Origin of the sequence: Ensifer sp. B1-9, assembly GCF_050474445.1 — a bacterium.
Lineage (GTDB): Bacteria > Pseudomonadota > Alphaproteobacteria > Rhizobiales > Rhizobiaceae > Ensifer.
On the sequence record NZ_JBCHVG010000033.1, the window covers coordinates 1 to 22,960 of the forward strand.

A 22,960-nucleotide genomic window follows, 5' to 3' on the forward strand; every position below is an offset into this window, starting at 1 on the left:
TCGGGATGTCAAAGCTAAAGTCTATCTTGCAGCTGGAGCCATCCGCCGCCGACCGGGCTGCGCAACCCTGACCAGCTCCACCCGGCCGGCGGCTAGCGTCTGCGTACTGTGTAAATATAGCAACTTGCAAATCACGTAATAATGAATAGAATGACGTCGCATTTCTAAGTTGACTACTTTGTCTCATCTTTAAATAGCTGTGACATTGTGTGTAGCGGGGGTGGATTCAAGGATGAAGTGCGACTTGCGATAGATACCAATGGGTTGTCACTCGCAAGGAATGGCTCATGAGACGCACCTACTCCCAAATTGATATAGACGAACGTCGTAGGATCGCCCGCTGGCGAGCGGCTGGCCTCAGTGCCACTGTTATCGCCGAGAAGCTTGGGCGGCACCGCTCGACGATTTTCCGTGAGCTCAGCCGCAATGCTTTTGAGGATGCGCAAATGCCGGAGCTCAGCGGCTACTACTGCGTCACCGCCAATGAGATGGCGCGTGAGCGCAGAGCCAAGCTGCGCAAGCTTGCTCGGTTTGCGCATGTGCGCCGATCGGTGATCGAGCGGATCATGCATGGCTGGTCGCCGCAGCAGATCGCCGGCCGCATGCGGCTGGAGCGTCATCCGATTTCCGTCAGCTACGAGACGATCTACAAATTCGCCTATTCACCAGACGGTCAGGCCATCAAGCTATGGCGACATCTGCCGGAACGGCGTGCGAGACGTCGGCCACGGCACGCCAGGCGGCGCCATGGCCGTCGTTTCAGACCAGAACTCAACATACTCCACCGCCCGGACTCGGTGGCCGAACGCAAGCAATTCGGACATTGGGAGTGCGATCTCATTCAGTTTCGCAAGAAGTTCGGCAAGGCCAATGTGACGTCGCTGGTTGAGCGGGTCAGCCGCTTTGCCGTCCTCCTCCGCAACAACGACCGCCAGTCGCGGCCGATCATGGAAGGGCTGATCCAGGTGCTGCAGTCCCTGCCCCACGCTGCTCGACGCTCCATCACCTTCGACCGTGGCACTGAGTTCAGCGAGTGGCCCTATCTGCAGGCTGGCATTGGAGCGCAGCCATGGTTTTGTGATCCGCAGTCGCCCTGGCAGAAAGGCACGGTCGAGAACACCAATGGCCGCGCGCGCAAATGGCTTTCGAGAGAGGTTGATCCCCTGTCGATCACTGATGGTGACCTCAAGGACATCTGCGATCAGCTTAACTCGACACCGCGGAAATGCCTCGGCTACCGAACGCCCGCGGAAGTCTTCCGCAAGAAACTACTCGCGCATATGCGACGTGTCGGTTAGCATTGCACGCGCAAGTCGCAGTTCGGCATGAACTCACACGGCATTTTAGAGATGCGACATATAGGCCAGTTAGAGATGCGACACTCTCGCCTCTCGACGCGCTGGTCAATGTCAACGTTGGGAGCAAGGATGACGACCTTCCGCCTGGTGGAGACCATGAGCGTTCGGAGTCGTGATGTCCTCCTTGATCACCATGTCGCAGAAAGAATTGCATCGCCTCGAAGTCATTCAGAAGATCAATGATCGACGCCTAAGCGTTGTCCTGGCAGCCGAACTGCTCGGGCTCAGCCGAAGTCAGATGCACCGGCTGCTGCAGGCTTATGACCGGTCCGGTGCGGCCGGTCTGGTTTCAAAGAAGCGATCGCGGCCAAGCAATCGGCGCCACAGCGAAGATTTTCGCAATGCGCCGCTGGATCTGATCCGCGAGCGCTATCTGGATTTCGGTCCGACGCTGGCGCGCGAGCTGAACGAACTGCATCACGTGGGCTCCTCTCATTCCGGCCGCGGCGTTCGATCCGCCGTGGGCGGAGCTGGCGCCGATCTGCGGAAGGGCCATGCGGTGACGGCGCGATCAAGCCGCCTTTTCGGCGGTCACATCGAATTCGAAATGGATGCCGTCGTACGGAAACTCGACACCATTCTCATGCCGATCGATGACACCCGCATTGATAAGTGTTGTCACGTCGCGATGAACGGCCTGCACATCACGGTCCACGCGCCGGGCAACCTCGCGGATGGGAAGCGGGCCTTGTCCGGCCAGAGCCTTAATGATGGCGAGACGCAAGGGGGCTAGAATACGGTGCAAGTCATCATAGCTCGAAAACTCGACGGACGGTCTCGCTTCGACGGCTTTGCCGGACAGTGCGAGCTTGCCTGCCGCAACAAACCGGGCTTTGATGTCGTCGATCGTGCCCAAACGTACAGTCAGCGTCGTCATCCCAGTATCCTTTCCATATCCGCCTGAAAGGCATCGAAGAGAGCTTCGAGGGTGGTAAATCCTATCGCTTCCTCGCGAGCACCGATGTGCCGATGATCGCCTTTGCCGCGCTCGTTGTCATACCGGAGCACGCATTCTCCATTCACGACGAGCGCAAGCCTGTATTTGAACGGATGTGCGCTGCCCGGTACCGGTTCCGGCAAATGCCACAACACGACCTCAAAAAAGGCCGCGTCGTTGATGACCTTTCGGGATTTCTCGATCAGCACGGCTTTCATGTTGTTATCCATAACAACACGCCGCTCTGTTGTCAATGAGAACAGCAACCAAGCGATCTTTTTTAGTGACCAGTCGCGGCGGAGACGACCGCGACCGGTTAGGGGCTGATCACTCAGCTACTTCACGGAAGGCCTCGATTTCGGTTTCTTCCGCGATGGGGTCGATTACCGTCCCGTCGAACTGGTTCACCCGCCCCCTCCCTTCCCTTGCAACCCGGCCCAGCCGGTCCGGTCGGGGGCTTGCCTCAGCGCAAGCGGAGATGTCGGGTGTCGTATTTCTAAATGGCTGAAGACGTATCCAAGTGACATTTTAACTTTGCGCAACGGCGGACAGTTCAACCTGGCCGCCACATTGTGTGTCTTGTGTGGTACGAACGTCAGCGGGCCGCGCCTTTTGATTGCCTTGAAGTCAACTCCAGCCAGTTTTCAACGTGGAGGTTGGGAATGCGCATGAACTCCCCGGCATTGGCCGTAACGAGGACTGCTCCGGCGGCACAGGCGTGAGCAGCGATCAATAGGTCATTTGGGCCGATTGGTTTGCCCATGCCTTCCAAGCCGGCCCGGATGTCGCCGTACTTTGTATCGGCAGGCACGTCTAGTGCGAGCACCAAAATGCTTCCGAGAATGGCTTCGATCTGGGTCAGCAGCTTCGGGGATCCCTTCTTGGCGCATCCATAACGTAGCTCTGCCGCCGTTATGATGCTGACGCAGATTGCCTCCGATCCGACCTCAGCAATGCGTTCAGCGACCTGCCCTCTCGGGTTCCGGGCCAGCTCGGACACAATATTGGTGTCCAGCATGAAAAGGCTGCTCAAAGGTCGATCTCCTTGGCGGGCAACAAAGTCTCGTCAATATCGGGGAACTGATCTTCAGGCCCAAGGGGATCCAGACCCGCCAGGACTTCCAGCAGGTTCTTGCGGCGCACCGGCTCTATGATAAGCCGATCCCCGTCGCGGTGGATCATCACTCGATCGCCAGGAAGCTCAAAGTCAGCCGGGATACGGACAGCCTGGCTCCTGTTATTCCGGAAGAGCTTAGCTTCCCTTGCAGGAGGTTCGTTGTGTCTGATCTGCGGCATGAAATTCTCCTCTTCTGCATATACATCTGCATATACAAGCCGGCGAGAGAGATTTCAAGCGAGAGCCTGACCTACTCCGTGAGGTCCAGTTTCGTGCAAACGACGATCCGTTGCCATAGGCGTCGATTAGAGGGATCTCGGCGTTGCCCATATTCTTCCAAGCAGCCTTTCGCCCACTTCCCTGCCCTTAAACACGAGTTGCCTTTGCTCTATGTTGCTCCTGGGGACGTTGCCGACATTGTCGCCGACTATGGCCATTTGATTGTCGACGAATGCCATCATCTATCAGCGGCCAGCTTTGAGCTTGTCGCTCGCCGGACCAAGGCACGATACGTGGTGGGTCTATCCGCGACCGTCGCTCGGAAGGACGGGCATCATCCCATCATCTTCATGCAATGCGGCCCCGTTCGTCATCGGGTCGACGCAAGAGTTCAAGCTGCCGAACGTGGCATCCGCCATCGCGCTCGCGATCGTGCGACGAAGTTTGAATTGCCGCCGTCCCTGACTTCGGTCGAACGCCCTTCCATACCTGCAATCTATGCCGCTTTGGCGCAGGACAGCGGGCGGAACAATCTCATTTTCGATGATGTGCTGAAATCGCTCGAGGCGAAGCGTTCGCCGATCGTCCTGACAGAGCGAAAGGACCACCTCGATTATCTTCACGAGAGGTTCTCGCCATTCGTGAGAAATCTCGTGGTACTGTGCGGCGGCATGTCCGCAAAGGACCGTAAGCAAGCCAACATGGCATTGAATGTCCCTGGGGACGCCGAGCGCCTGATCCTTGCAACGGGCCGCTATATCGGTGAAGGCTTCGATGATGCGCGGCTCGACACATTGTTCTTGACGATGCCGATCGCCTGGAAGGGGACCCTGGCACAGTATGTCGGCCGGCTCCATCGCCAGCATGATGACAAGAAAGACGTCTTGGTCGTTGATTATGTCGACAACGCCGTCCCGGTTCTGGTCCGGATGGCTGCGAAGCGACGTGCGGGTTATCGGGCGCTGGGCTACATGATCGAGTAGCCGCCCGCTCTCTGCGGGAAGCGGAGTGCACTTGGCAGATGGGGCTTATTCTCAGAACGACTCCCGGGCTGTGTTGTCGTAAGCACAATCGCCTAGGATCCAGACCGAAGGCCGCTACGCCGCAGTGACTTTAGGCGAAGCCCCAGCCGGCTCCCCCATACTCTTCGTTCTGCTTCGATATGCCTACGACGCTCGTATGATTGAGCTTCAGAAGTAGCGTCCGTTCCGCACATAGCCGCGCTTGCATGTTATCAGTTTTCATGAAACTCTTTCCTAGGGGTTGATTTTCACGTACGGATATCAAAATTCATGAATGCGTCGCAGCGGAAGCCATATTCAGACGCAGTAAGCGTTTTTCACGGACGCTGGTTGCCAGAGAAAGCGACCCCTGCGGGATATGCTGCTCTAATCGACGCATATGAGTTGCCAGTCCCACTGCCACGGAGGCTGGCGGCCATTGGTCCACGCCACAAAGTCTATCAGGCTGACGACTGGAATATCTATACGCCGCGGCACACGCCTGATGCCGATCTTATCGGCCATCTGACTTTTGCCCTGCGCTATGAGGGCTTGGATTTAGCAGCCCTTAAAGCGCTGTTTCGCGCCACTGGCCCCGATGCGATAAGCAACATCGTGCGGGCGTCTCCGACGGGCTCATATGCGCGGCGGCTGTGGTTCCTTTACGAATGGCTACTTGATACCCGGCTAGATCTTCCTGATGCGACCCAAGGCACCTACGCCCTTGTGGTCGATCCTGACCAGCAGTGGGCGACGGGGGGTGCAACATCCACTCGCCATCGCGTGAAAAACAATCTGCCGGGAACGCCGGCCTTCTGTCCTATGGTCTTTCGGACGGCGGCGCTCGACACGTTTGTGGCGCGTAATCTGGCCGACGAGGCTCGGCGCCTGATTGCAGAAGTGCCGGCTGATCTACTGGCGCGAACGGCAGCGTTCCTGCTCTTGAAAGATTCCAGGTCGAGCTTTCAGATCGAAGGCGAGGACCCGCCTCAAGACCGCATCCAGCGCTGGGGCCAGGCAATCGCGGAGGCAGGCCGTCGTCCGATCGACCGCGCGGAGTTGGAGCGCCTCCAGCGCATAGTCATCGGCGATGCGCGCTTTGTGCACCTGGGATTGCGCGCCGAGGGAGGCTTCGTCGGCGAGCACGACCGCCATACCGGAGCCCCCATACCTGACCATGTCAGCGCACGACATGAGGATCTGCCGGAACTCATCAACGGGTTGACCGCCTTCGACAGGGGAGCGGCCCGAGAGCTCAACCCGGTGCTTGCTGCCGCCGTCCTAGCCTTCGGCTTCGTCTATATCCATCCTTTCGAAGATGGGAACGGCCGTCTCCACCGCTATCTCATTCATCATGTTCTGGCTGAGCGCGGCTTCAATCCGCCCGGCTTGGTTTTTCCTGTTTCCGCCGCCATCCTGGATCAGATCGACGACTATCGTAAGGTGCTGGAAAGCTATTCACGCCGCGTGCTGCCACAGATTCATTGGAGGTCGAATGATCGCGGCAATGTCGAGGTATTGAACGAGACGGTCGATTTCTACCGCTTTTTCGACGCGACGCCGCATGCAGAATTCCTGTTTGCCTGCGTGGCGCACACGGTCGAAATCGACTTGCCGGCTGAGACCGCGTTCCTAAGAGCATACGATATGTTCAAAGACAGGGTTCAGGGGATTGTCGACATGCCGGACCGGCTACTCGATCTCCTGTTCCGGTTCCTGCGACAGAATAGCGGCAGGCTATCGAAGCGTGCCCGCGAACGGGAGTTTGCAGGTCTGGCTGACGAGGAGGCCGTTCAGATCGAGGCCATATTCGCAGACCTTCGTCCAAATCTTTGAAACCTCATCGACGAGAGAGCGAGGCTTGCGTGCTTCCTTGCGGAAACTCGTCCCTTGTACCGGTGGGCCTTAGAGCCGCTTATCAACCTGTGGCGCGACGAGCCCAGTTGACTATCATTGCCTCTTGGGAGGCCGGTCAAACGTCAATGTTTGGCAGCAAGACTGGTGAAGCGTGGCTGTGCTCACGAGTGCACCAACCGGAGTGTCGATCCAATTCAGATCATTCCCCAGGAGCGCGACGATTGAAACCCTCAAAGCTAAGACCGAAGGTCCCCCACCCGCCCCCTCCCTTCCCTTGCAACCCGGCCCAACCGGTCCGGTCGGAGGCTTGCCGCAGCGCAAGTGGACATGCCGAGTGTCGTATTTCTAAATGGCTGAAGACGTATCTTTGCTCAGCGGCGGACATTTCAACCTGGCCGCCACATTGTGTGTAGTAAGTATTTTAGGGATGCGACACTCTCGCCTCTCGACACGCTGGCCAATGTCAACGTTGGGCGGTCGGAGCCGTCGTCTCCTGTTTACTCGTTGTGTAGACAACTGGCCGCGTCGTCCTTGGCGAAACAACATCGTTCACCAATATTAACTATGAACCAATGAGGTTAAGACAATGACCGCCGCTTTCACTGTGCGCGTGCAAGACGAAATTGCTGAAAAGCTTGACAGGATAGCCGCGCTTTCTGATCACTCTCGTGCCTATTTAACCGCCCGGGCCATTGAAGACTCAAGAGAGGAATGGCAATTGGCCGAGATACAAGCTGGTATAGATGAGGCTGATCGCGGCGAGTTTGCCGGTGTGAACGAGTTGGCCAGTGTGGTGGCAAAGTACTTAAAGGCCGCTAGCAAAGCATGAGCAGCTACGCTGTCCGAAGGCTCGACCAAATCGGCAAAACGATCCCGAGGCTGCCGCGCGCGTCGTAGCACGCATCGTTTCGGCTGCGGACAATCTAGCGAGTCAGCCGGCCATGGGTCGCGTCGGACCTATCAAGGGTACCCGCGGGTACGCCTTTGCAGAGCAGCAAGCCCTTGCGCAGTTGAAAGCGGCAGGGTGGACCCAAAGCGAGAGTCTATTTGCAAGCTGGGGTCGTCCGCCGCAGACCCGGCCGCGCAACACTGAACAGTTCCACCCGAACCGCGAATTGCATCCGTGTATTACGCAAAATTATTCCGCTTGAAACAACAACAATAAACGACGTTTCTAATTTTACCACTTTGCGTCATCTTCAAATATGCAGCCGAAAAGTTGAAGAATCCTGTTTCCACAATATAGGAATGTCACCCTCCCCAGGCGGGCAGTATGGGTTGACCGCTTTCGGTAGCAAGGCCACACTTGCAACCTGCAGCAAGACAGGAGGAAAAAATAATGGCCGAGCCAGACCAATGGCGCCACATGGCAAGCGCGCCGAAGAATGGCAGTCGGATCCTCGTCACGATCCGTCCGTCCGAACAGGGGGCGGCAGAAGTTGACCTCGCATATTGGTCGAATGGCGATCAGTTCGGCGCAGAAGGTTGGCGCGCCTCTGATTCCTCGCCCGGCCGCATCATCGAGTACGCCGAGCCGGAATTGAAGTGCTGGATGCCGATGCCCTCGGCCAACCTCACTCGCAGCGCGATGCCTTCCCCCTGGGAAGGCGACGACGACCAAGAACTCGACGGGTCAGGAATTTGAGCACTCGCGCCGGCACGGCGAGGAACAGGATCCAATCGAGCTATCCCAACCGGAGTACCGTTCGCAATTCTAGATTGATCTCCTTGGGGCATGTGCTTGCAGCCGGTGGAACGCCTCTCGGCGCCCACCCGGCGAATGGGCAATAATATGGCGTCAGTATGCGATTCATAGAGCATAGATCGAGGAAGCTCCGTGGCACGCTTGCCGATACGCCACCGGCTCGCCATTCTGGGTTCGAAGTCTAATTCCGAACACGCATGGCCTTGAAACCTGCCCTGACCTCTTCGGCAAAGAGTTCCGGTTCCTCCCAGGCAGCAAAGTGTCCACCTCTCGGCGCGCGATTGTAGTACACGAGCTTCGGATAAGCTTTTGACAGCCAATTTCGCGGCGGCCGATAGACCTCTCCTGGAAACACGGTCACGGCGACAGGAATTTTAGCAGCAGTGAGCTTCGCTCCTGCCTTGAGGTTTTCCCAATAGATACGTCCGCTCGACGGGCCGGTATTCGTCAGCCAGTACAAAGTGATGTTGTCCAGAATATCGTCTCGGCTCAAAGCCTGATCCGGATTGCCGCGTGTGAACACCCAATCCGCGATCTTGTCGTAGAGCCAGGCCGCTAGCCCCACCGGAGAATCCGCAAGCCCGTACCCGACCGTCTCCGGACGCGTGCTGAGGATCGAAGCGTAGCCAAAACCGTTGTTGAGGAAGTCACGCGCCTCGTCGAAAACCTTCCTCTCGTCGGCTGACAAGCTGTCGGGAGCCGGCCCTCCACTCTTCAGCGCTTGCGCGGCGTCGACTGGAAACGTTGTCGCGCGCTCAATCCTGTTGACGTGGATACCGAGCAGCCCTTCCGGTGCCTGACGCGCGAGGGCGTCGCTGATGATGGCGCCCCAGTCGCCCCCTTGCGAGACATAGCGGTTGTAGCCGAGTCGTTTCATCAGTCGGTCCCAGGTCATGGCAATCCGCTGCGCGTCCCAACCCGTAGAGGTTGGTTTTTGCGAAAAGCCGAATCCGGGGATCGAAGGGATGACAAGATGGAAAGCATCTTCGACCTTGCCGCCATGGGCGGTGGGGTCGGTTAGTGGGGCGATCACGTCCAGCAGCTCAAAGATCGAACCGGGCCAGCCGTGAGTCATGATCAATGGAAGTGCGCCCTCATGGCGTGAGCGCGCGTGGATGAAATGAATGTCCAGCCCATCGACGTTCGTCAGGAATTGAGGAAACGCGTTAAGCTTTCGCTCCGCTCCGCGCCAATCATAGGCGGACTGCCAGTAGGCCACGAGTTCCTGGAGCATCCGCTGCTCGACGCCCTGGGAGCGGTCTTTGACGGTCGCGCTGTCCGGCCAGCGCGTTGCCGCGAGACGGCGCCTGAGATCCGCGAGAGCCGTCTCGGGAATGGCGGCCCTGAACGGACGGATATCGTCGCTTTTGATCGACGTATTCATGTTGGCGGTCGCGCCGGACGCAGGGTGCACCGCTGCCGCAACACCGATCGCAGCGCCCGAGAGCAGGAACGAGCGCCGCGTGACCTGGCTCTTTCGAGCCTTGTTTTCCAGGTCCATTTGAGAGTTTCCTTTACAAACGCGCACAATCGACTGGGTTTGGACTCGGCGCTGGGCCTCGCCAGTGGCGGCGAGGTCCCGGGCTGCGGTGATCGTCAGACCTCGTCGGGACCTGTACGGTAGACGAGGAACTTGTTTCCTTCCGGATCGCGAAAATAGGCGCAGTAGGGGTCACCGCCATCAGGGCCTCTCGGACCGGGAGCTCCCTCGTCCGAGCCGCCTGCTTCCAGGGCCGTCGCATGGGCGAGATCCACCTGCGCTCGCGAGCGGGCCTCGAAGGCAGTCATCGTACCATTGCCGGCAATGGCCGTCTCGCCATTGAACGGCTTGAGCACGCCGAACTCGAGGGCGCGATGCCCATAGTAGACGGCACGTCCCGGCTGAACGAGCACACGACCGATACCGAAGACGGCGAGCAATTTGTCGTAGTAGTCGGCAGCGGCATCGAGATCGTTGGTACCGACGGTCGAGTGGCCGGGGAGCGCTCTGGCTTGTTCTTGGATCGCATGTAGCGAAGCGGATGTTGTATCGTTCATTCTGATCTTCCTTTTTGATGCGAGCGATTTTCGTCTCGCTGTTTCGCTTGGGATCGCTGTCGAAATCGGACGATCCGCGAATGACCGGAGATCTAAGAACGCGGCCGGGCGGCCGGCACCCAGCGGAATTGAGAGCCATCCTCTCACGCGGACACCTGGTTCGATCGGGACGGCTGTAGCGAAGAGCCGGACGCTGGAAGAAGGGCCAACGCCAAGACGAGATTTCTCATCTGCGTTTGATGGAGACCTCTCGCATGGGAATGGGCGGCCTGCGACCGCGGGGCATTTGCTCAATTCAAGAGGGTTCCTCTCACAAATGCCATCTGCCAGCGACCCGTTGCATATCGGATCTTCGCATCAGATTTGGATTTGACCAGAAGGACGCCTGACATGGTTATCCCATCCCTGAAGAACTTCGCGACCGCCGCTTCCGTGGCAATTGCATCGGCAGCGTCAGTCCAGGCTGGCGCAGCCATCCCTGCGATGAAGCCGAAGATCGACTTCATCAAGATCGACGGGACCGTTACGCTGCGGCGTTTGGTTGCCCGTCCGGCCTCCCCCAAGGGCACGGTTCTCTTCCTGCACGGCTTCCCCGAAACGCTGGCCGTCTGGAAAGAGATCGCGACGACACTGAGCACGGACTACGAGGTCCACGCTTTCGACTGGCCCGGATATGGCCAGTCGTCGCGCCCCTCGCCGTCACAGTTCTCCTATTCGCCGAGAGACTACGCCAAGATTCTCAAGGCCTACATTGAGAAGACGGGCATCGACCGATCGAATCTGGTCATCTACGCCTCGGATATCGGCGGCCTGCCCGCACTATTGCTGGCGCTCGACGAACCAACCGTGGCGATGACGATCATCGTTGGCGACTTCGCGCCGCTGAACCGGCCGCAGTACATGTATGAGAGCCTGCAAAACCTCAAGACAGAGCCGACGGCGACGCCGACGCGTGCCTATATGAACAAGACCAGCGGCGAAATCTTAGCAAACGTCCATCGTCGCGGCCTTGCATCCGATGCCCAGTACGAACTGCCGCCCGAGATACAAGCGGATATGAAGGATTCCTGGCTGCGAGATGGCATAACGAGCGCCGACGCTTTCGCCTTTTACTATTCCCATTTCACGCGCGACGAGGACCATCTCGAAGCCAACCTCGGCAGGCTCGCGACTCCGGTCAAAGTGATCTGGGGCGAAAACGATATCTACATCAGGCCAGAGATGGGAAGGGAGTTCGCGAAGCGAACCAATTCGCAGTTCGACATACTGACAGGTATAGGCCATTTCCCGCATCTGCAGGATCCGGCGACTACTGTCCAAAAGGTTAGGGCTGCCTTTGCCAATTAGGCCTGCGACGCCTCGCCTCTTCTGCAGGCCGCACGTAGGCGAGGCAGCGCCCAGTCGACGAAGGACCGCACCTTCAGCGTCAACTGACCCTGTCCAGAATAAACGATGTGGATCGGTTGGGGCGCCTGGTCGAAAGCCTCCAAAACCGGCACGAGGGCGCCTGAAGCGAGCTCGTCCGGGATTTGATAATCGAACAAGCGGGCGATGCCGGCTCCGCCAACCGCCGCAGCCACGCAATTGGCCGCGGTGTTAACCTCGAGACGGTTGCGTGGAACCGCCTCCACCTCGTGGCGGTCGACGTCGAAGGTCCAGAAGAATGTCCTCTTGTTGAAGAGTACTCCCTCGTGGTCTGCGAGATCGCTCGGATGCTTCGGCACGCCCCGGCGCTGCAAATATGCCGGACTGGCGCAGGTCAGCAGGCGAAACTCACAGGCCTTGACCGCGTAGAGAGAGCTATCGGCCAGGTCGCCCAACCGGATGGCTATATCGACCTGCTCCTCCACGAGATGCACTGTGCGGTCGAGCGAGAGCAGGTTGAGCGACACCTCCGGATATTTTTCCATATAGCTGAGGGCGATCGGCATCACGTAGCGCGCGCCGAACTCGACCGGCATGGTGATCGTCAGGGTGCCGCGAGGCGTCTGGTACTCGCCGGATGCCCGACGTTCGGCTTCCTCGAGATCCGCCATGATCCTGCGGACTGCCTCGACATATTCCCTGCCCGCATCGGTGAGTTGAAGATTGCGGCTGGTGCGCACGAGCAGGCTCGCGCCCAAGTGCCGTTCGAGTTCGGCCACCTTGCGGCTGACGCTGGGCAGTGGCGCATTCAGCTTCCTGCTTCCCGCCGAGATGCTGCCGGCGTCGACGACTGCCAGCAACATCTTCATTGCTTCGAGACGATCCATCGCACCCCCCGGCGCATCTGACGTTGCTTACGACGTTATGATCTCATGCTCTGCCCGCGTTCGAAGTCTTTGCATGCGGTACCGTACCCGCGCTCCTTCCCTGCGGTTCCGAAGGAGCGCGCACCTCCTGCGCAAGCAGGTTCTCCGCCATGCGTTTGCTCTGCCGGACCGGCTCGCCCGTCCGTGTCATTTGCGCAACGGCGGTCGCTCCCTCGTGCAGGAGGTTGATCGCGTCTGCGACGCGTTTCGGTTCCACGAAACGGGCGGCATGGGCGAGTTCCTCGAAATAGGCGAGAACGAGCCGCTTGTGCATCAAGGCGGCGCGGAACACCGGATCGACAGCTTCCTTGTGTTCCCCGGCAGCGCTCATGAAAATGCAGCCGCGGAACTGCTTGTCCCGAACCGAGGCCTCCAGAAAATCGAAGGTTGCCAGAAGACGCTCATAGGGATCGTCCACACGCTGCTCGACAAAGATCCGCATTTCAGCGCGGGATTCCTCATCACGCCGCTCAAGAGCAGCGAGGATAAGCTCCTCTTTGGTTTCAAAGTGACGATACAGCGTCGTCTTGGCCACCCCTGCCTCGGCGATGAGGAGATCGATGCCGGTCGCTTGGTAGCCGTGCAGGTTGAACAGCCGCAAGGCGGTATCGAGCAGATGGCCGCGGATCTCTGAACGGCGCATGTCATTCTCCAAAACAAAACAGCTTTGTGTCATTTTATCGCGCTGCCCGAGAAACGCAAGCACCGGGCTGCCAAGGCGCCCTGCTCTATGCTCAGCGCCGCTCGAACCGGCATCGCTCAGTAGCGCAGCTACACATTCCCGTGGGCAGGATTGCCAAACGATACAGATCGGTATATTTAAGCATCTATCGATAAAGAACTGTATCGTTTGGAGGCCAATCGGGACAATTGCCCGACGCCGCCAAGCAGGAGAAAGCAACGCCTCATGATCATGCACTATCTTATCTCGAGGATCCGCGCACATCAGCGCTACCGCCACACCGCTCGGGAACTCGGGCGCTACAACGACCACCAGTTGGACGACATCGGCATCTACCGCTTCGAAATCGACGATATCGCTCGCCGACAGTTCAACCAGTGACGGAGCCTGGGCGCGGGGGCCGGCGCAACGATGTATCGCGCAAAAGAAGCCGAGCACCCGCGTCGCAGCTTCACGGCTGGTTCCAAGCAGCACACCTATTGGAGACAAGGAATGACCTACAGAAAGACAGACGAAGCGATCCAAAAGCTGACGCCCGAGCAGTTTCGCGTAACGCAGCAGAGCGGGACCGAGCGTCCCTTCACGGGCGAGTACAATGACAACAAGAGGCCGGGGATCTATGTCGATATCGTTTCCGGCGAGCCGCTGTTCGCCTCGGCCGACAAGTTCGATTCCGGTTGTGGCTGGCCGAGCTTTACCAAGCCGATCGTGCCTGCCAATGTCGAGGAACTACAGGACCGTTCCCATGGTATGATCCGCACCGAGGTGCGCTCGAAACATGGTGACAGTCACCTTGGCCATGTTTTTCCTGACGGGCCTCGGGATCGAGGCGGCTTGCGTTACTGCATCAATTCCGCCGCCCTGCGCTTCATTCCCCGCGAGGAGATGGAGGTGGAGGGTTACGGCGGGTTCATCAATCAGGTGGAGGATATCTGAATGACCGATAGAGCTGAAAGAGCTGTTTTGGCCGGTGGCTGCTTCTGGGGGATGCAGGATTTGATCCGCAAGCTTCCCGGGGTCATCGCGACGCGGGTGGGCTATACCGGCGGCGATGTGGCCAATGCCACCTACCGCAACCACGGCACCCATGCCGAGGGTATCGAGATCGTTTTCGATCCGGGGACGATCAGCTACAGGCGGATACTGGAGGTCTTCTTCCAGATCCACGATCCGACCACCAAGAACCGGCAGGGCAACGACATCGGCATGTCCTATCGCTCGGCAATCTACTACGTCGACGACGAGCAGAAGCGGGTAGCGGAGGAGACGATTGCTGACGTCAACGCCTCAGGCCTGTGGCCGGGCAAGGTCGTGACCGAAGTGGAGCCCGTGGGAGATTTCTGGGAAGCCGAGCCGGAACACCAGGATTACCTGGAGCGCTATCCCAACGGTTACACCTGCCACTTCCCGCGCCAGAACTGGATTCTGCCGCAGCGCTCAGCCGCTGAATAACCGGGGTCCGATGTCGGCGTGAATTCGGGCAGGCAGCTTGCCCGAATTTTCGTTAATCTGAGGCGACACCAAGGGCGTCTTTGCGACCACGTTCATCGCGCAGCCCTCGATATTGTCCGCAAACAGGGAGTGTACGGCCTTCCAAAAGATGTAGAGGCACCAGCCCTGCAACATTTAGGCTTCGCGTTTTGCGCCTTAATGTTCGTTAGGGATACCCCCCGAAAGCGCCCGCTGTCCCTGCTTCACGATGGTCTCGAGAAACTCGCAGACGACGCGGATGCGTTTCGCGCCGCGAACCCCCTCATGGACGATGAGCCAGATAGGATCTTCCTGCCGGCAAAGGTCCGGCTTGACCCGGACTAGCCCTTCCTCCTTGTCCGCGAGAATGCACGGCAGCACGCCCATGCCGTTGCCCGCCTTCATCGCTAACAACTGCGCTTGCATGGAATCGACCGTCAAATTGGCGACACCGCTATCGACCCATGAGCGCAACGTCTTGGGAAGGGAGAGAAACGACAGGGGGTCTCCCCAGGTGATAAGCCGATGGCCGGTGATGGGCAGCTGATCTTCCCGAACAGGATAGCGCTTCAGATAGTCGCTCGACGCATAGAGGCCGAATGCGATCATACCGATCCGACGTACCACGTAATTGCCCTGTTCGGGACGGCAGAGCCGCAGGCCGATATCCGTTTCCCTTTGCGGAAGTTGGGCGAAGGATGCGGCGTTGACCACAACTCCCAACGAGAGGTCGGGATAGGCCTCCTGCAGCGCCGGCAGGCTTGGCATCAGGAGACGATGGGCAAGCGCATCGACGGTGATAATTCTCACCGTTCCCGAGACGCTACCATCATGCCCGCAAAAACTGCCCTCCAGCTCGTGCATTGCGGTTTCAATCGCCGTCGCCTTTTCAACCATGGCGCGGCCTGCATCCGTCAGCTCGTAGCCTTCTGGTCTGCGTTCGAACAAGCGCGTTTTCAATGCGAATTCAAGGGTCTCTATTCGTCGCGCGACCGTCGAAGCACTGGCCTTCACCTCACGCGCAGCGGCGGTGAGGCCGCCCTGGCGTGTCACTGCGAGGAAGTAGCGGACATCGTTCCAGTTCATGTTTCTATTTTTCGAAAACCCTCTTGCGAACTTAGGCGTCGAACGGGCCGAAGGGAAGGTCTATCCCTTTAAGCATCGTGGAAACGGAGCTTGGCCGTGAAAAATCGGCAAAGCTCATTCAGACGCTCGAGGCTGTGCTCATGATGAACAGGCAATTTTCGGTCGGCGTATTCGCAGCGCTCTTTGCGGCGTTTGCCTTCTCCCTCAATTTCATCGTGCCATTCATTATCGGTGACTACTCCACCTTCGATTTCGCCCTGGTCCGGCACGTCGTCTCGGCGTTGGTTGGTCTAGTCATTTTGTTTTCGGGACGAGAGACGGCTCTACGCCACCTGACGTTCCGCAACGCCATGGCGGCAACGGGATTGGCCTTCATCGGCTACGTCGGCTACTTTCTGACGGTGACGGGAGCTGCAATCTTCAGTGGACCGGTCATTGCGCCGGCCTTCCTTGGCCTGGTGCCGATCGTACTCGCGATCATTGGAAACCGGCGTCAGCAGTCGCTCCACTGGCGCTTCTTGATGACGCCACTCGTACTTGTGGTGATCGGTCTCATTCTGGTCAACGGCTCGGCATTCACGACTGACAGCCTCATTTCCGTTCGGTCGCTTTGGATTGGTATCCCGCTTGCTCTTGCGGCGGTTGGGCTATGGGTGTGGTTTGCCATCGCCAATCAGGCGGCGCTCGCAATCCGCCCTGACATGCCCTCCGATACGTGGTCTGCGCTCATCCTTATCAGCGGTGGTGTCCAGATGCTCGCATTTTACCCGGTTGGTACAGCGATGAGCCTCGTTCAGCTTCCGGAACTCGGTTTCGGCTGGGAAGCGGCCGGCTCCCTCTATTTGTGGGGGACCTCGCTCGCCCTGATGGCGACGGTGTGCGGGGTGTGGGCGTGGAATGTCGCTTCGCGTACCCTGCCCGTCGCGCTCGCGGCGCAATTGATCGTCTCGGAAACTGCCTTCGGCGTGATCGGTGGCCTCGTTGTCCATGCGCGATGGCCGACAATGATCGAGGCCACCGGCGTTGTGGTGCTGATCGCCGGCGTCGTTCTAGCCATCCGTGTGTTCTATGGCCAACAGGTCGATATAAACGAGGCTATTCCGGAGCCATCCTGAGGTTCGCAGCGATCGATTGGCGATGGCTGCCCGCAGCGCGGGTGAGAAGTATCGGCGAAAAATCTCAGCTACGCTCGGCAACACCGTGTCGCAAGACTTCGACGGTCACTGTTTCGGCGTCAGACCATCCAGCAGGAAATCGAGGCCCTTCCTGAAGGTGCCGTCCCAGTCGTTTTCCAGCAAGAGACGGGAGCGTCCAATTGTCGGGTAGCGTTCACTAAGGTGCGTAAGGCGCTGCTGGGCTGCTTCCTTGTCCTCATCCGACAGGTCGAAGCTTGCCCGTGTGACGGTGGCGCCCAGGACGTGATTCCAAAGTGACCAGATCGCAACGTTGAGATCCGCGTCGGCGACACCGGCGCGGGACAAGATGCTGCCGAGCAGTTCCAAGCGATGCAGCATGTTGGCGCCGAGCGCCCGGCTCGGCAACAGCGAAGCCGACCAAGGATGACGCAGCATGCAGGCGCGCCAGTCTTCGAGCATATGGACGACTTCTGCGCGCCACCCTCCGGGTTCACCCGTTTGCGAAAAGCCGCGGTATTCGAGCACCGCGTCGAGCGCGAGATCAAAAACATCCTCTTTGGTGTCGATGTGCCAATAGAGGCTCATTACTCCTGAGCCGAGACGATCAGCCAGCCGTCGCATCGTCAACCCGTCTACACCTTGAGCGTCCAGCAGTTCGATAGCGGTCGCTATGATACGTTCGAGGGAGAGCGAACCGTCGCCGCGCTGTTCCTGGCCTGATTGGCGACTCCCATTTTCCCGTTGTAATCGTTTCGTCCGGGCGCCGCTGCTTTTGGCCGCCATTGCATCTTCCTCTTCATTCGCTCCCGCGTATTTGGCCGGAAACACAGTGGATGTCGACCCTTACCCATTGACTCGTACAGTGTACGATGTAAGGAAGATCGTACACTGTACGAGTCAATCGTCAATGATTGGGCTCAGGGTTCAAATTATGCCGGCGCGAGACCCGTGCTTATGGCATTCGGGCGAGAAAAATCATGTCACGCACAATCAAGCATGTGCTTATCGGAGGGCTAGTCATCATGAACATTGGAGTTCTGAGTGCGGCAACAGCGAATGAGGGCAATCTCAAGCTGACTATTGTCAATCCCAAGACTCTCTACGACCCGACGCCGAATGGTTACAGCACCGCGGTGGTCACGCCCGCTGGTGCACGGGTGGCCTACATCTCCGGACAGGGGGGCCAAGACAGTACGGGAGCGTTGTCGCCCGACTTCGCCGTTCAGGTTAAGCAGGCCTATGCGAATTTGCGCGCTGCCCTCGACTCACTCGGCGCCCGGCCAGACCAGGTTGCCAAGCTCACAATCTTCGTGGTCGACCACGATATGTCCAAGCTTGGGGTGTTGACCGAGAACGTCAAGGAAATGTTTGGGACCGCGCTGCCGGCACAAACGTTGGTTCCCGTTCCGAAGCTCGCAATCGACCCCATGCTGTTCGAGGTCGAAGCCGTTGTCGTTCTGCAATAGTATTGCTCGGGCCAGCCCGCGCGAGGGTGTCGATAGAGGGTCGGCGGCGGTAGGGCGCAAGATGCAAGCCGCCACCCGCCGCCTTTCTGCGCCCTGCCCTTCGCGGTCACGACGAAGCCGCCGCTCTCAACTTGCCACGCGCGCAATTAGCCAGGCGCTGGCGGACCTTGCTGCTTCGTCCTGACGAAATCAGCGGCTGCCGACCGACAGAACCGGGTCTGTTGATGGAACGCCGACATCGTGGAGACCTGATCGAGCGGCCTGCGACTATCGACCGGCGCATCACCTTTCGCTCGACTCCTAATCCCATTTGCGCACCCGTCTAATCCTTGACGGATGCGTGCATTGTGAGACGCTATTTCTTTAAGGTTGTAGTGCGTAGGGGCATCCAATGAAGCTCTCAAAGACCAAGAGAAAACATCCTGGAAAAATGCACAAGGCAGTTGGGATCGTCGGCCGCTATGACGACGGGCTCGTTGGCGCCGGACGTGCCACCCCCGGCTTTTCCTACCGGGGAAGATGGCTGAGCGAAGGATGCCCGGGCACCTTCGAGACCTGGCTCGTCACCAAAGGTGTCATGCCCAAGGTATAACAAGGCGCTCCGGCCGGCATTTCAGTGGACCGCGCCGTGCAGCGCGGTGCTCTTTCTCACGCCGAGAGCGGTCGTTCGCCTGCGCTCGCGTACCGCCACGGGACTCGGTATCGCATCGCCATTCGGCCACAAGCTTCGGTGCCGAGCGCCTCGTGACGGACCTGGCCTTTCCGGCACCTCTCGGACCAAGACGGGAACTTGCCTTGGATCGTCCAGATATCCGGCTTCGAACTCCCCATCTGACAGGGCGACAGGCAGCGAGGCGGTGAGGCAGCGACGGACGCGCTTGGATCGCCGTCCGCAGTAAACACGCTGCACAGTGATGACTTGCCGCCACGGGATTTTTCGCGTCCGGCATTCTGGCGCGGCCTGCAGGAAGGGCACACGTTGCAGGAACCTGCGTCAAGCGCCCGATGCAACTTTCGCGAATTACGCAGGATCAGCCAAAACGAAAAGTTTTGCATCTCTAATATTGCCAGTGTTATGGTCCATCCGTTTGACCCTCCCATCGGTACGAATCCGTTCCCGGTTGGAGGAGGCATAATCCGGGGGCACGAGCATGCCGTTTCATCTGCCTCGCCTGCCGTTACTCGCGAACCTGGATGGTTATCGGGTGGGTTGGCTGCGCAGCGATATTTCGGCCGGACTTGCAATTGCCGCCGTCGGCCTGCCAAGCGCCATCGCCTATCCCGCTATAGCCGGACTGCCCGCCGAAACGGGTCTCTATGCCAGCATAACGCCGCTCATCGCCTACGCGCTCTTCGGTCCATCGCGCCAGCTCATCGTTGGACCGGATGCTGCGACGATGACGGTGCTGGCGGCGGTTCTGACAACGGTATTCGCGACGCCCGGCGCGACGGTTGACCGCGTGACGGCGGCCGCGCTGCTCGCATTGGTCGTCGGCATCCTGTGCCTGCTTGCGCGTCTGGTACGGCTCGGAGTGCTCGCGACCTTTCTGTCACGCCCGATCCTGACCGGCTTCTTCGCCGGCATTTCACTGTCGATCCTGGTCGGGCAGATCAAGCGCTTTACCGGCGTCGATATCGAGTCCGAAGGACTCATATCGCCCGTGCTCGAACTCCTGCGACAAGCCGGTTCGATCCATTGGCCGACCTTGGCCTTCGCCCTGGCCTGTTTTGCCCTTCTGCAAGTGGCCCGCATCTATCGCTCGCCCATACCGGGCCCGGTAATCGTCGTTTTCGTGGCCGTGCTACTTTCCTTTCTCTTCGACTTCGAAGGGCGCGGCATGGCGATCGTCGGCGACATACCGCAGGGGCTGCCATCGCTCGTTCTGCCGCGCATCGGCAACCTGCCAATCGACGCCTTGCTTACCGGCGGGGCGGCGATTTTCCTTGTCAGTTTCGGCTCCGGTGTCATCGCCGCCCGCAGCTTCGCAACGATCGGCGGCTACCGTGTCGACCCGAACCGCGAACTGACCGGATTCGGCGCGGCAAACTTCGCCGCCGGGCTGTTCGGAACGTTTCCGGTGACGGCCTCGGATTCGCGCACCGCCGTGAACTTCGCCGTCGGCGGTCGTTCGCAAATCGCCAGCCTCGTCGCAGCCGCAACCCTCATGGCGGTACTCCTGTTCCTCGGCAACGTTCTGCGCATCCTGCCGGTCGCTGCTCTGGGTGCGATACTCGCGGCAACGGCCCTCAGCCTTATCGATATCGAGGGCCTTAGACGGATATGGCGCATCAACCGGATCGAATTCGTTTTTGCTCTGATCGCCTTGTGGGGGCCCATCGGTCTCGGCGTGCTGAGTGGCGTGGTCATCGCCATTGCCGCCACCCTGATCTATCTCTTGCTGCAGACCATGTATCCGCACGACGCCCTGCTCGGCAGAATTCCGGGTCGGGACGGCTTCTACAAGCTGCATCGCGCACCGGATGCACGGCCTGTGCCGGGCTTCGGAGCCTGCATGATCCAGGACAGCCTGCTTTTCTACAACGCGGACTATGTGCGAGCGCGCCTCACGGCCATTGCCGAAGAACTGCCGCCGCCGGCCCATTGGCTCGTCATCGACGCCAGTGCGATCCCCCAGATCGACAGCACCGCCGCCGAGATGCTCGGGGAACTCGCTGACGAGTTGAAGGCCGGGGGCATCGCGCTAGGTCTGGCGGAGCTGCATACGGATGCGCGCGCCCTGCTCGACCGGGCCGGCATCATCGAAAGAATCGGGCCGAACATGATCTTCGAGGGTATGGAGGATGCGCTCGACGCTTACGAGGCCCGGTATGGCGAAAGCCAGGAACCGGAAGGGGAAATCGCTGCGAACTCGAACGCCGTGGGAACCGCACAGAGCTTCGAAACGGGAGAGAAAGATGGGAAAACACGAAGGCAAGAAAAAGAATAAGGACAAGAACGACGCCGATAGGGTTGCCGAAGGAGCAGCGCCAGAGGAGCGCTCATCCGGCGGCTACGCCAAGGAGCTTGCCCGGCTGCAGGAAGAGATCGCGCACCTGCAGGCCTGGGTGAAAAAGACCGGCGCGCGCATCGTCATTGTCTTCGAGGGGCGCGATGCCGCCGGCAAGGGTGGCGTGATCAGGCGGCTGACCGAACGCGTCAGCCCCCGCGTCTTCAGGGTCACGGCCCTGCCCGCGCCCACCGAGCGGGAAAAGTCCCAGATCTACATGCAGCGTTACATCCAGCATTTGCCGGCCGCCGGCGAGGTCGTGATCTTCGATCGCTCCTGGTACAACCGCCCGGGCGTCGAGCGCGTCATGGGTTTCTGCTCGGAAGACAGCGCCCGACGTTTCCTCGAACTCGCACCGCGCTTTGAAGCGGCAATGGTCGAAAGCGGCATCGTCCTGCTCAAGTACTTCCTCGATGTCAGCGAGAAGGAACAGGAGCGCCGGTTCCGCCAGCGCATCGCCGACCCGTTGCGCCAATGGAAGCTCAGCCCGATGGACGTCGAGTCCTATCAGCGCTGGTGGGACTATACCCGGGCCTATAACGAGATGATCCGCATGACGGACACGGAGTATGCCCCCTGGTGGATCGTCCCGTCAGACGACAAGAAGCGGGCGCGCATCAATTGCATCTCGCACATTCTCGCCTCGATCCCGTACGAACACGTGAAGTTCACCGAACCGGACCTCGGCAAGCGCCAGAAGCGGCCGAACGACTTCGCGGACGACGATCACGTTCGCAGGACGGTACCCGACGTCTTCTAGGACTGGTAAGCCCGCGCCTTGCGGCGCGGGGCTTCCGAGCGTTGAAGGTTCTCTGGCAGCAGTACTGAAGCGCGGGCGCCGGCGAGACCGCCGGCACGGAGAACAGTCGCGTTCAGGCCTTGTCTGGAGCCCAGTTCAGGAAGAACCCGACATCGCCGGGCACGCCGCCCGGAAAGTTGATGATCATCGCCTTCAGCTTGTAGCCCTGCGGCTTGCCATGGGTCTGGTAGCGATCGAAAAATTCCTTCGCCTTGCCCTGCAGGGTTTGCGGCCAGTCGCGGTCGCCACTGTTGATTGCACGACCGCTGTCGCTGCAAAGCTCGGAGGGGAAGCTGTAAACCATCGCCTCGAACTTGCCGGCCTTGACGGCGTTTGCCACAAGCCGGCGAACGATGGCGATCTCCTCCTCCGTCACCTGTTTTTCCAGAAAATCTGCGGCAAAATCGGCGTGTTTCTGTTCCTCGATCGCCTTTAATCGCCGCTCCTTGTCCATTTCCTCCATTTCCCGCTGAAGGATCTGCATTCGGAGGTCCTGCGCACTCGGAGGTGCGCCCGCATTCTTATTCTCAGCCATCACGTCGATCCACTTCAAGCAATGGGACTACTGTGGCACGGACTACACACCTGCCGTGCACCGAACACCAAAGACGTCCCGCAAGTACATCCAAGGGAACCCGATCGGCATACCAATTCGGGGACGAAGCATTTTCGTATTCGAGCCGTTTCTCGTCCGAGGGCTCTCTATTTGCTGGTCTTCTCACTTCCAAGCGGAACAGCCTTGCGGGCTAAATCCCCCGCAAGGCTATCCTAAAATACTACAACCGCAAGAG

At 59.3% G+C, this 22,960-nt stretch carries 26 protein-coding genes and 1 pseudogene; 15 read left to right on the plus strand and 12 right to left on the minus strand.

From position 1 onward, the window contains the following. Positions 1–287: 287 nt before the first annotated feature. Both ACQ5BM_RS34185 and ACQ5BM_RS34190 read left to right on the plus strand, forming a co-directional pair. On the plus strand, positions 288–1,298 hold the full coding sequence (locus tag ACQ5BM_RS34185) for an IS30 family transposase (protein WP_429820718.1): 1,011 nt from the start codon (positions 288–290) through the stop codon (positions 1,296–1,298). A gap of 175 nt (positions 1,299–1,473) precedes the next feature. Beyond that, a pseudogene (locus ACQ5BM_RS34190) lies at positions 1,474–1,782 on the plus strand (helix-turn-helix domain-containing protein); the annotation flags it as partial. Between the two features lie 87 nt (positions 1,783–1,869). Here the strand turns inward: ACQ5BM_RS34190 and ACQ5BM_RS34195 are convergent. From ACQ5BM_RS34195 to ACQ5BM_RS34210, 4 genes are all read right to left on the minus strand, one after another. Continuing rightward, a complete protein-coding gene (locus ACQ5BM_RS34195) occupies positions 1,870–2,235 on the minus strand; it encodes a helix-turn-helix domain-containing protein (protein WP_429820720.1) in 366 nt (121 codons plus the stop codon). Then, the gene (locus ACQ5BM_RS34200; RefSeq protein WP_429820722.1) at positions 2,232–2,513 is read right to left on the minus strand and encodes a toxin-antitoxin system TumE family protein; all 282 of its coding nucleotides are present in this window, start codon (positions 2,511–2,513) and stop codon (positions 2,232–2,234) included. Before ACQ5BM_RS34200 ends, ACQ5BM_RS34195 begins: the two co-directional genes overlap by 4 nt. 377 nt (positions 2,514–2,890) lie before the next feature. Beyond that, on the minus strand, positions 2,891–3,328 hold the full coding sequence (locus tag ACQ5BM_RS34205; RefSeq protein WP_429820724.1) for a type II toxin-antitoxin system VapC family toxin: 438 nt from the start codon (positions 3,326–3,328) through the stop codon (positions 2,891–2,893). Further along, positions 3,325–3,591 (minus strand): antitoxin, encoded by a 267-nt coding sequence (locus tag ACQ5BM_RS34210; protein WP_429820726.1) that lies wholly within the window; start codon positions 3,589–3,591, stop codon positions 3,325–3,327. Before ACQ5BM_RS34210 ends, ACQ5BM_RS34205 begins: the two co-directional genes overlap by 4 nt. A 204-nt stretch (positions 3,592–3,795) precedes the next feature. On the opposite strand from ACQ5BM_RS34210, the gene ACQ5BM_RS34215 reads away from it, so the two are divergent. Then, positions 3,796–4,614, plus strand: a complete 819-nt coding sequence (locus ACQ5BM_RS34215) for a DEAD/DEAH box helicase (RefSeq protein WP_429820728.1) — start codon at positions 3,796–3,798, stop codon at positions 4,612–4,614. A gap of 130 nt (positions 4,615–4,744) precedes the next feature. Here ACQ5BM_RS34215 and ACQ5BM_RS34220 read toward each other — a convergent pair whose 3' ends face one another. Then, the gene (locus ACQ5BM_RS34220; protein WP_429820730.1) at positions 4,745–4,876 is read right to left on the minus strand and encodes a hypothetical protein; all 132 of its coding nucleotides are present in this window, start codon (positions 4,874–4,876) and stop codon (positions 4,745–4,747) included. Between the two features lie 47 nt (positions 4,877–4,923). Here ACQ5BM_RS34220 and ACQ5BM_RS34225 point away from each other — a divergent pair, with 47 nt between their 5' ends. The 3 genes from ACQ5BM_RS34225 to ACQ5BM_RS34235 all read left to right on the plus strand — a co-directional run bounded on the left by ACQ5BM_RS34225 (position 4,924) and on the right by ACQ5BM_RS34235 (position 8,134). After that, positions 4,924–6,468 (plus strand): Fic family protein, encoded by a 1,545-nt coding sequence (locus tag ACQ5BM_RS34225; protein WP_429820732.1) that lies wholly within the window; start codon positions 4,924–4,926, stop codon positions 6,466–6,468. Positions 6,469–7,075: 607 nt separating this feature from the next. Then, positions 7,076–7,318 carry a CopG family ribbon-helix-helix protein gene (locus ACQ5BM_RS34230; protein WP_429820734.1) on the plus strand — a complete coding sequence of 81 codons (243 nt, stop codon included), beginning with the start codon at positions 7,076–7,078 and terminating at the stop codon, positions 7,316–7,318. A gap of 510 nt (positions 7,319–7,828) precedes the next feature. Further along, entirely contained in the window at positions 7,829–8,134 is a 306-nt protein-coding gene (locus ACQ5BM_RS34235; protein ID WP_429820736.1) for a hypothetical protein, read from the plus strand. A 241-nt stretch (positions 8,135–8,375) separates the two neighbouring features. Here ACQ5BM_RS34235 and ACQ5BM_RS34240 read toward each other — a convergent pair whose 3' ends face one another. Both ACQ5BM_RS34240 and ACQ5BM_RS34245 read right to left on the minus strand, forming a co-directional pair. Further along, positions 8,376–9,695: an epoxide hydrolase family protein gene (locus tag ACQ5BM_RS34240; protein WP_429820738.1), complete on the minus strand. Its 1,320-nt coding sequence runs from the start codon at positions 9,693–9,695 to the stop codon at positions 8,376–8,378. 95 nt (positions 9,696–9,790) lie between these two features. Next, positions 9,791–10,231, minus strand: coding sequence for a VOC family protein (locus ACQ5BM_RS34245; RefSeq protein ID WP_429820740.1), 441 nt, complete (start codon positions 10,229–10,231; stop codon positions 9,791–9,793). 390 nt (positions 10,232–10,621) lie between these two features. On the opposite strand from ACQ5BM_RS34245, the gene ACQ5BM_RS34250 reads away from it, so the two are divergent. Then, positions 10,622–11,578, plus strand: coding sequence for an alpha/beta fold hydrolase (locus ACQ5BM_RS34250; RefSeq protein WP_429820742.1), 957 nt, complete (start codon positions 10,622–10,624; stop codon positions 11,576–11,578). Here ACQ5BM_RS34250 and ACQ5BM_RS34255 read toward each other — a convergent pair. Both ACQ5BM_RS34255 and ACQ5BM_RS34260 read right to left on the minus strand, forming a co-directional pair. Then, the gene (locus ACQ5BM_RS34255) at positions 11,575–12,483 is read right to left on the minus strand and encodes a LysR family transcriptional regulator (protein WP_429820744.1); all 909 of its coding nucleotides are present in this window, start codon (positions 12,481–12,483) and stop codon (positions 11,575–11,577) included. The two genes, ACQ5BM_RS34250 and ACQ5BM_RS34255, sit on opposite strands and share 4 nt — an antisense overlap. Before the next feature lie 43 nt (positions 12,484–12,526). Further along, positions 12,527–13,441, minus strand: a complete 915-nt coding sequence (locus ACQ5BM_RS34260) for a TetR/AcrR family transcriptional regulator (protein WP_429820746.1) — start codon at positions 13,439–13,441, stop codon at positions 12,527–12,529. On the opposite strand from ACQ5BM_RS34260, the gene ACQ5BM_RS34265 reads away from it, so the two are divergent. The 3 genes from ACQ5BM_RS34265 (at position 13,430) to msrA (ending at position 14,656) form a co-directional block, all read left to right on the plus strand. After that, entirely contained in the window at positions 13,430–13,585 is a 156-nt protein-coding gene (locus tag ACQ5BM_RS34265) for a DUF1127 domain-containing protein (RefSeq protein WP_429820747.1), read from the plus strand. The genes ACQ5BM_RS34260 and ACQ5BM_RS34265 overlap by 12 nt on opposite strands. Before the next feature lie 111 nt (positions 13,586–13,696). Further along, positions 13,697–14,140 (plus strand): peptide-methionine (R)-S-oxide reductase MsrB, encoded by a 444-nt coding sequence (msrB, locus tag ACQ5BM_RS34270; RefSeq protein WP_429820748.1) that lies wholly within the window; start codon positions 13,697–13,699, stop codon positions 14,138–14,140. After that, on the plus strand, positions 14,141–14,656 hold the full coding sequence (gene msrA / locus ACQ5BM_RS34275) for a peptide-methionine (S)-S-oxide reductase MsrA (protein ID WP_429820750.1): 516 nt from the start codon (positions 14,141–14,143) through the stop codon (positions 14,654–14,656). It begins immediately after the preceding gene. A gap of 195 nt (positions 14,657–14,851) precedes the next feature. Here the strand turns inward: msrA and ACQ5BM_RS34280 are convergent, their stop codons facing one another. Next, positions 14,852–15,760, minus strand: a complete 909-nt coding sequence (locus ACQ5BM_RS34280) for a LysR family transcriptional regulator (RefSeq protein WP_429820752.1) — start codon at positions 15,758–15,760, stop codon at positions 14,852–14,854. A gap of 143 nt (positions 15,761–15,903) precedes the next feature. Between ACQ5BM_RS34280 and ACQ5BM_RS34285 the strand changes: the two genes are divergently transcribed. Beyond that, on the plus strand, positions 15,904–16,875 hold the full coding sequence (locus tag ACQ5BM_RS34285; protein ID WP_429820797.1) for an EamA/RhaT family transporter: 972 nt from the start codon (positions 15,904–15,906) through the stop codon (positions 16,873–16,875). A 105-nt stretch (positions 16,876–16,980) separates the two neighbouring features. On the opposite strand, the gene ACQ5BM_RS34290 is transcribed toward ACQ5BM_RS34285, so the two are convergent. Continuing rightward, entirely contained in the window at positions 16,981–17,679 is a 699-nt protein-coding gene (locus ACQ5BM_RS34290) for a TetR/AcrR family transcriptional regulator (RefSeq protein ID WP_429820754.1), read from the minus strand. A 194-nt stretch (positions 17,680–17,873) separates the two neighbouring features. On the opposite strand from ACQ5BM_RS34290, the gene ACQ5BM_RS34295 reads away from it, so the two are divergent. The 4 genes from ACQ5BM_RS34295 (at position 17,874) to ppk2 (ending at position 22,130) form a co-directional block, all read left to right on the plus strand. After that, entirely contained in the window at positions 17,874–18,362 is a 489-nt protein-coding gene (locus tag ACQ5BM_RS34295; RefSeq protein ID WP_429820756.1) for a RidA family protein, read from the plus strand. A gap of 430 nt (positions 18,363–18,792) precedes the next feature. Then, entirely contained in the window at positions 18,793–18,954 is a 162-nt protein-coding gene (locus ACQ5BM_RS34300; RefSeq protein WP_429820758.1) for a hypothetical protein, read from the plus strand. Between the two features lie 559 nt (positions 18,955–19,513). Further along, a complete protein-coding gene (locus ACQ5BM_RS34305; protein ID WP_429820760.1) occupies positions 19,514–21,310 on the plus strand; it encodes a SulP family inorganic anion transporter in 1,797 nt (598 codons plus the stop codon). Continuing rightward, positions 21,279–22,130: a polyphosphate kinase 2 gene (gene ppk2, locus ACQ5BM_RS34310; protein ID WP_429820762.1), complete on the plus strand. Its 852-nt coding sequence runs from the start codon at positions 21,279–21,281 to the stop codon at positions 22,128–22,130. Before ACQ5BM_RS34305 ends, ppk2 begins: the two co-directional genes overlap by 32 nt. Positions 22,131–22,242: 112 nt before the next feature. Here the strand turns inward: ppk2 and ACQ5BM_RS34315 are convergent, their stop codons facing one another. After that, positions 22,243–22,704: a histidine kinase gene (locus ACQ5BM_RS34315; protein ID WP_429820764.1), complete on the minus strand. Its 462-nt coding sequence runs from the start codon at positions 22,702–22,704 to the stop codon at positions 22,243–22,245. Positions 22,705–22,960: the final 256 nt, after the last annotated feature.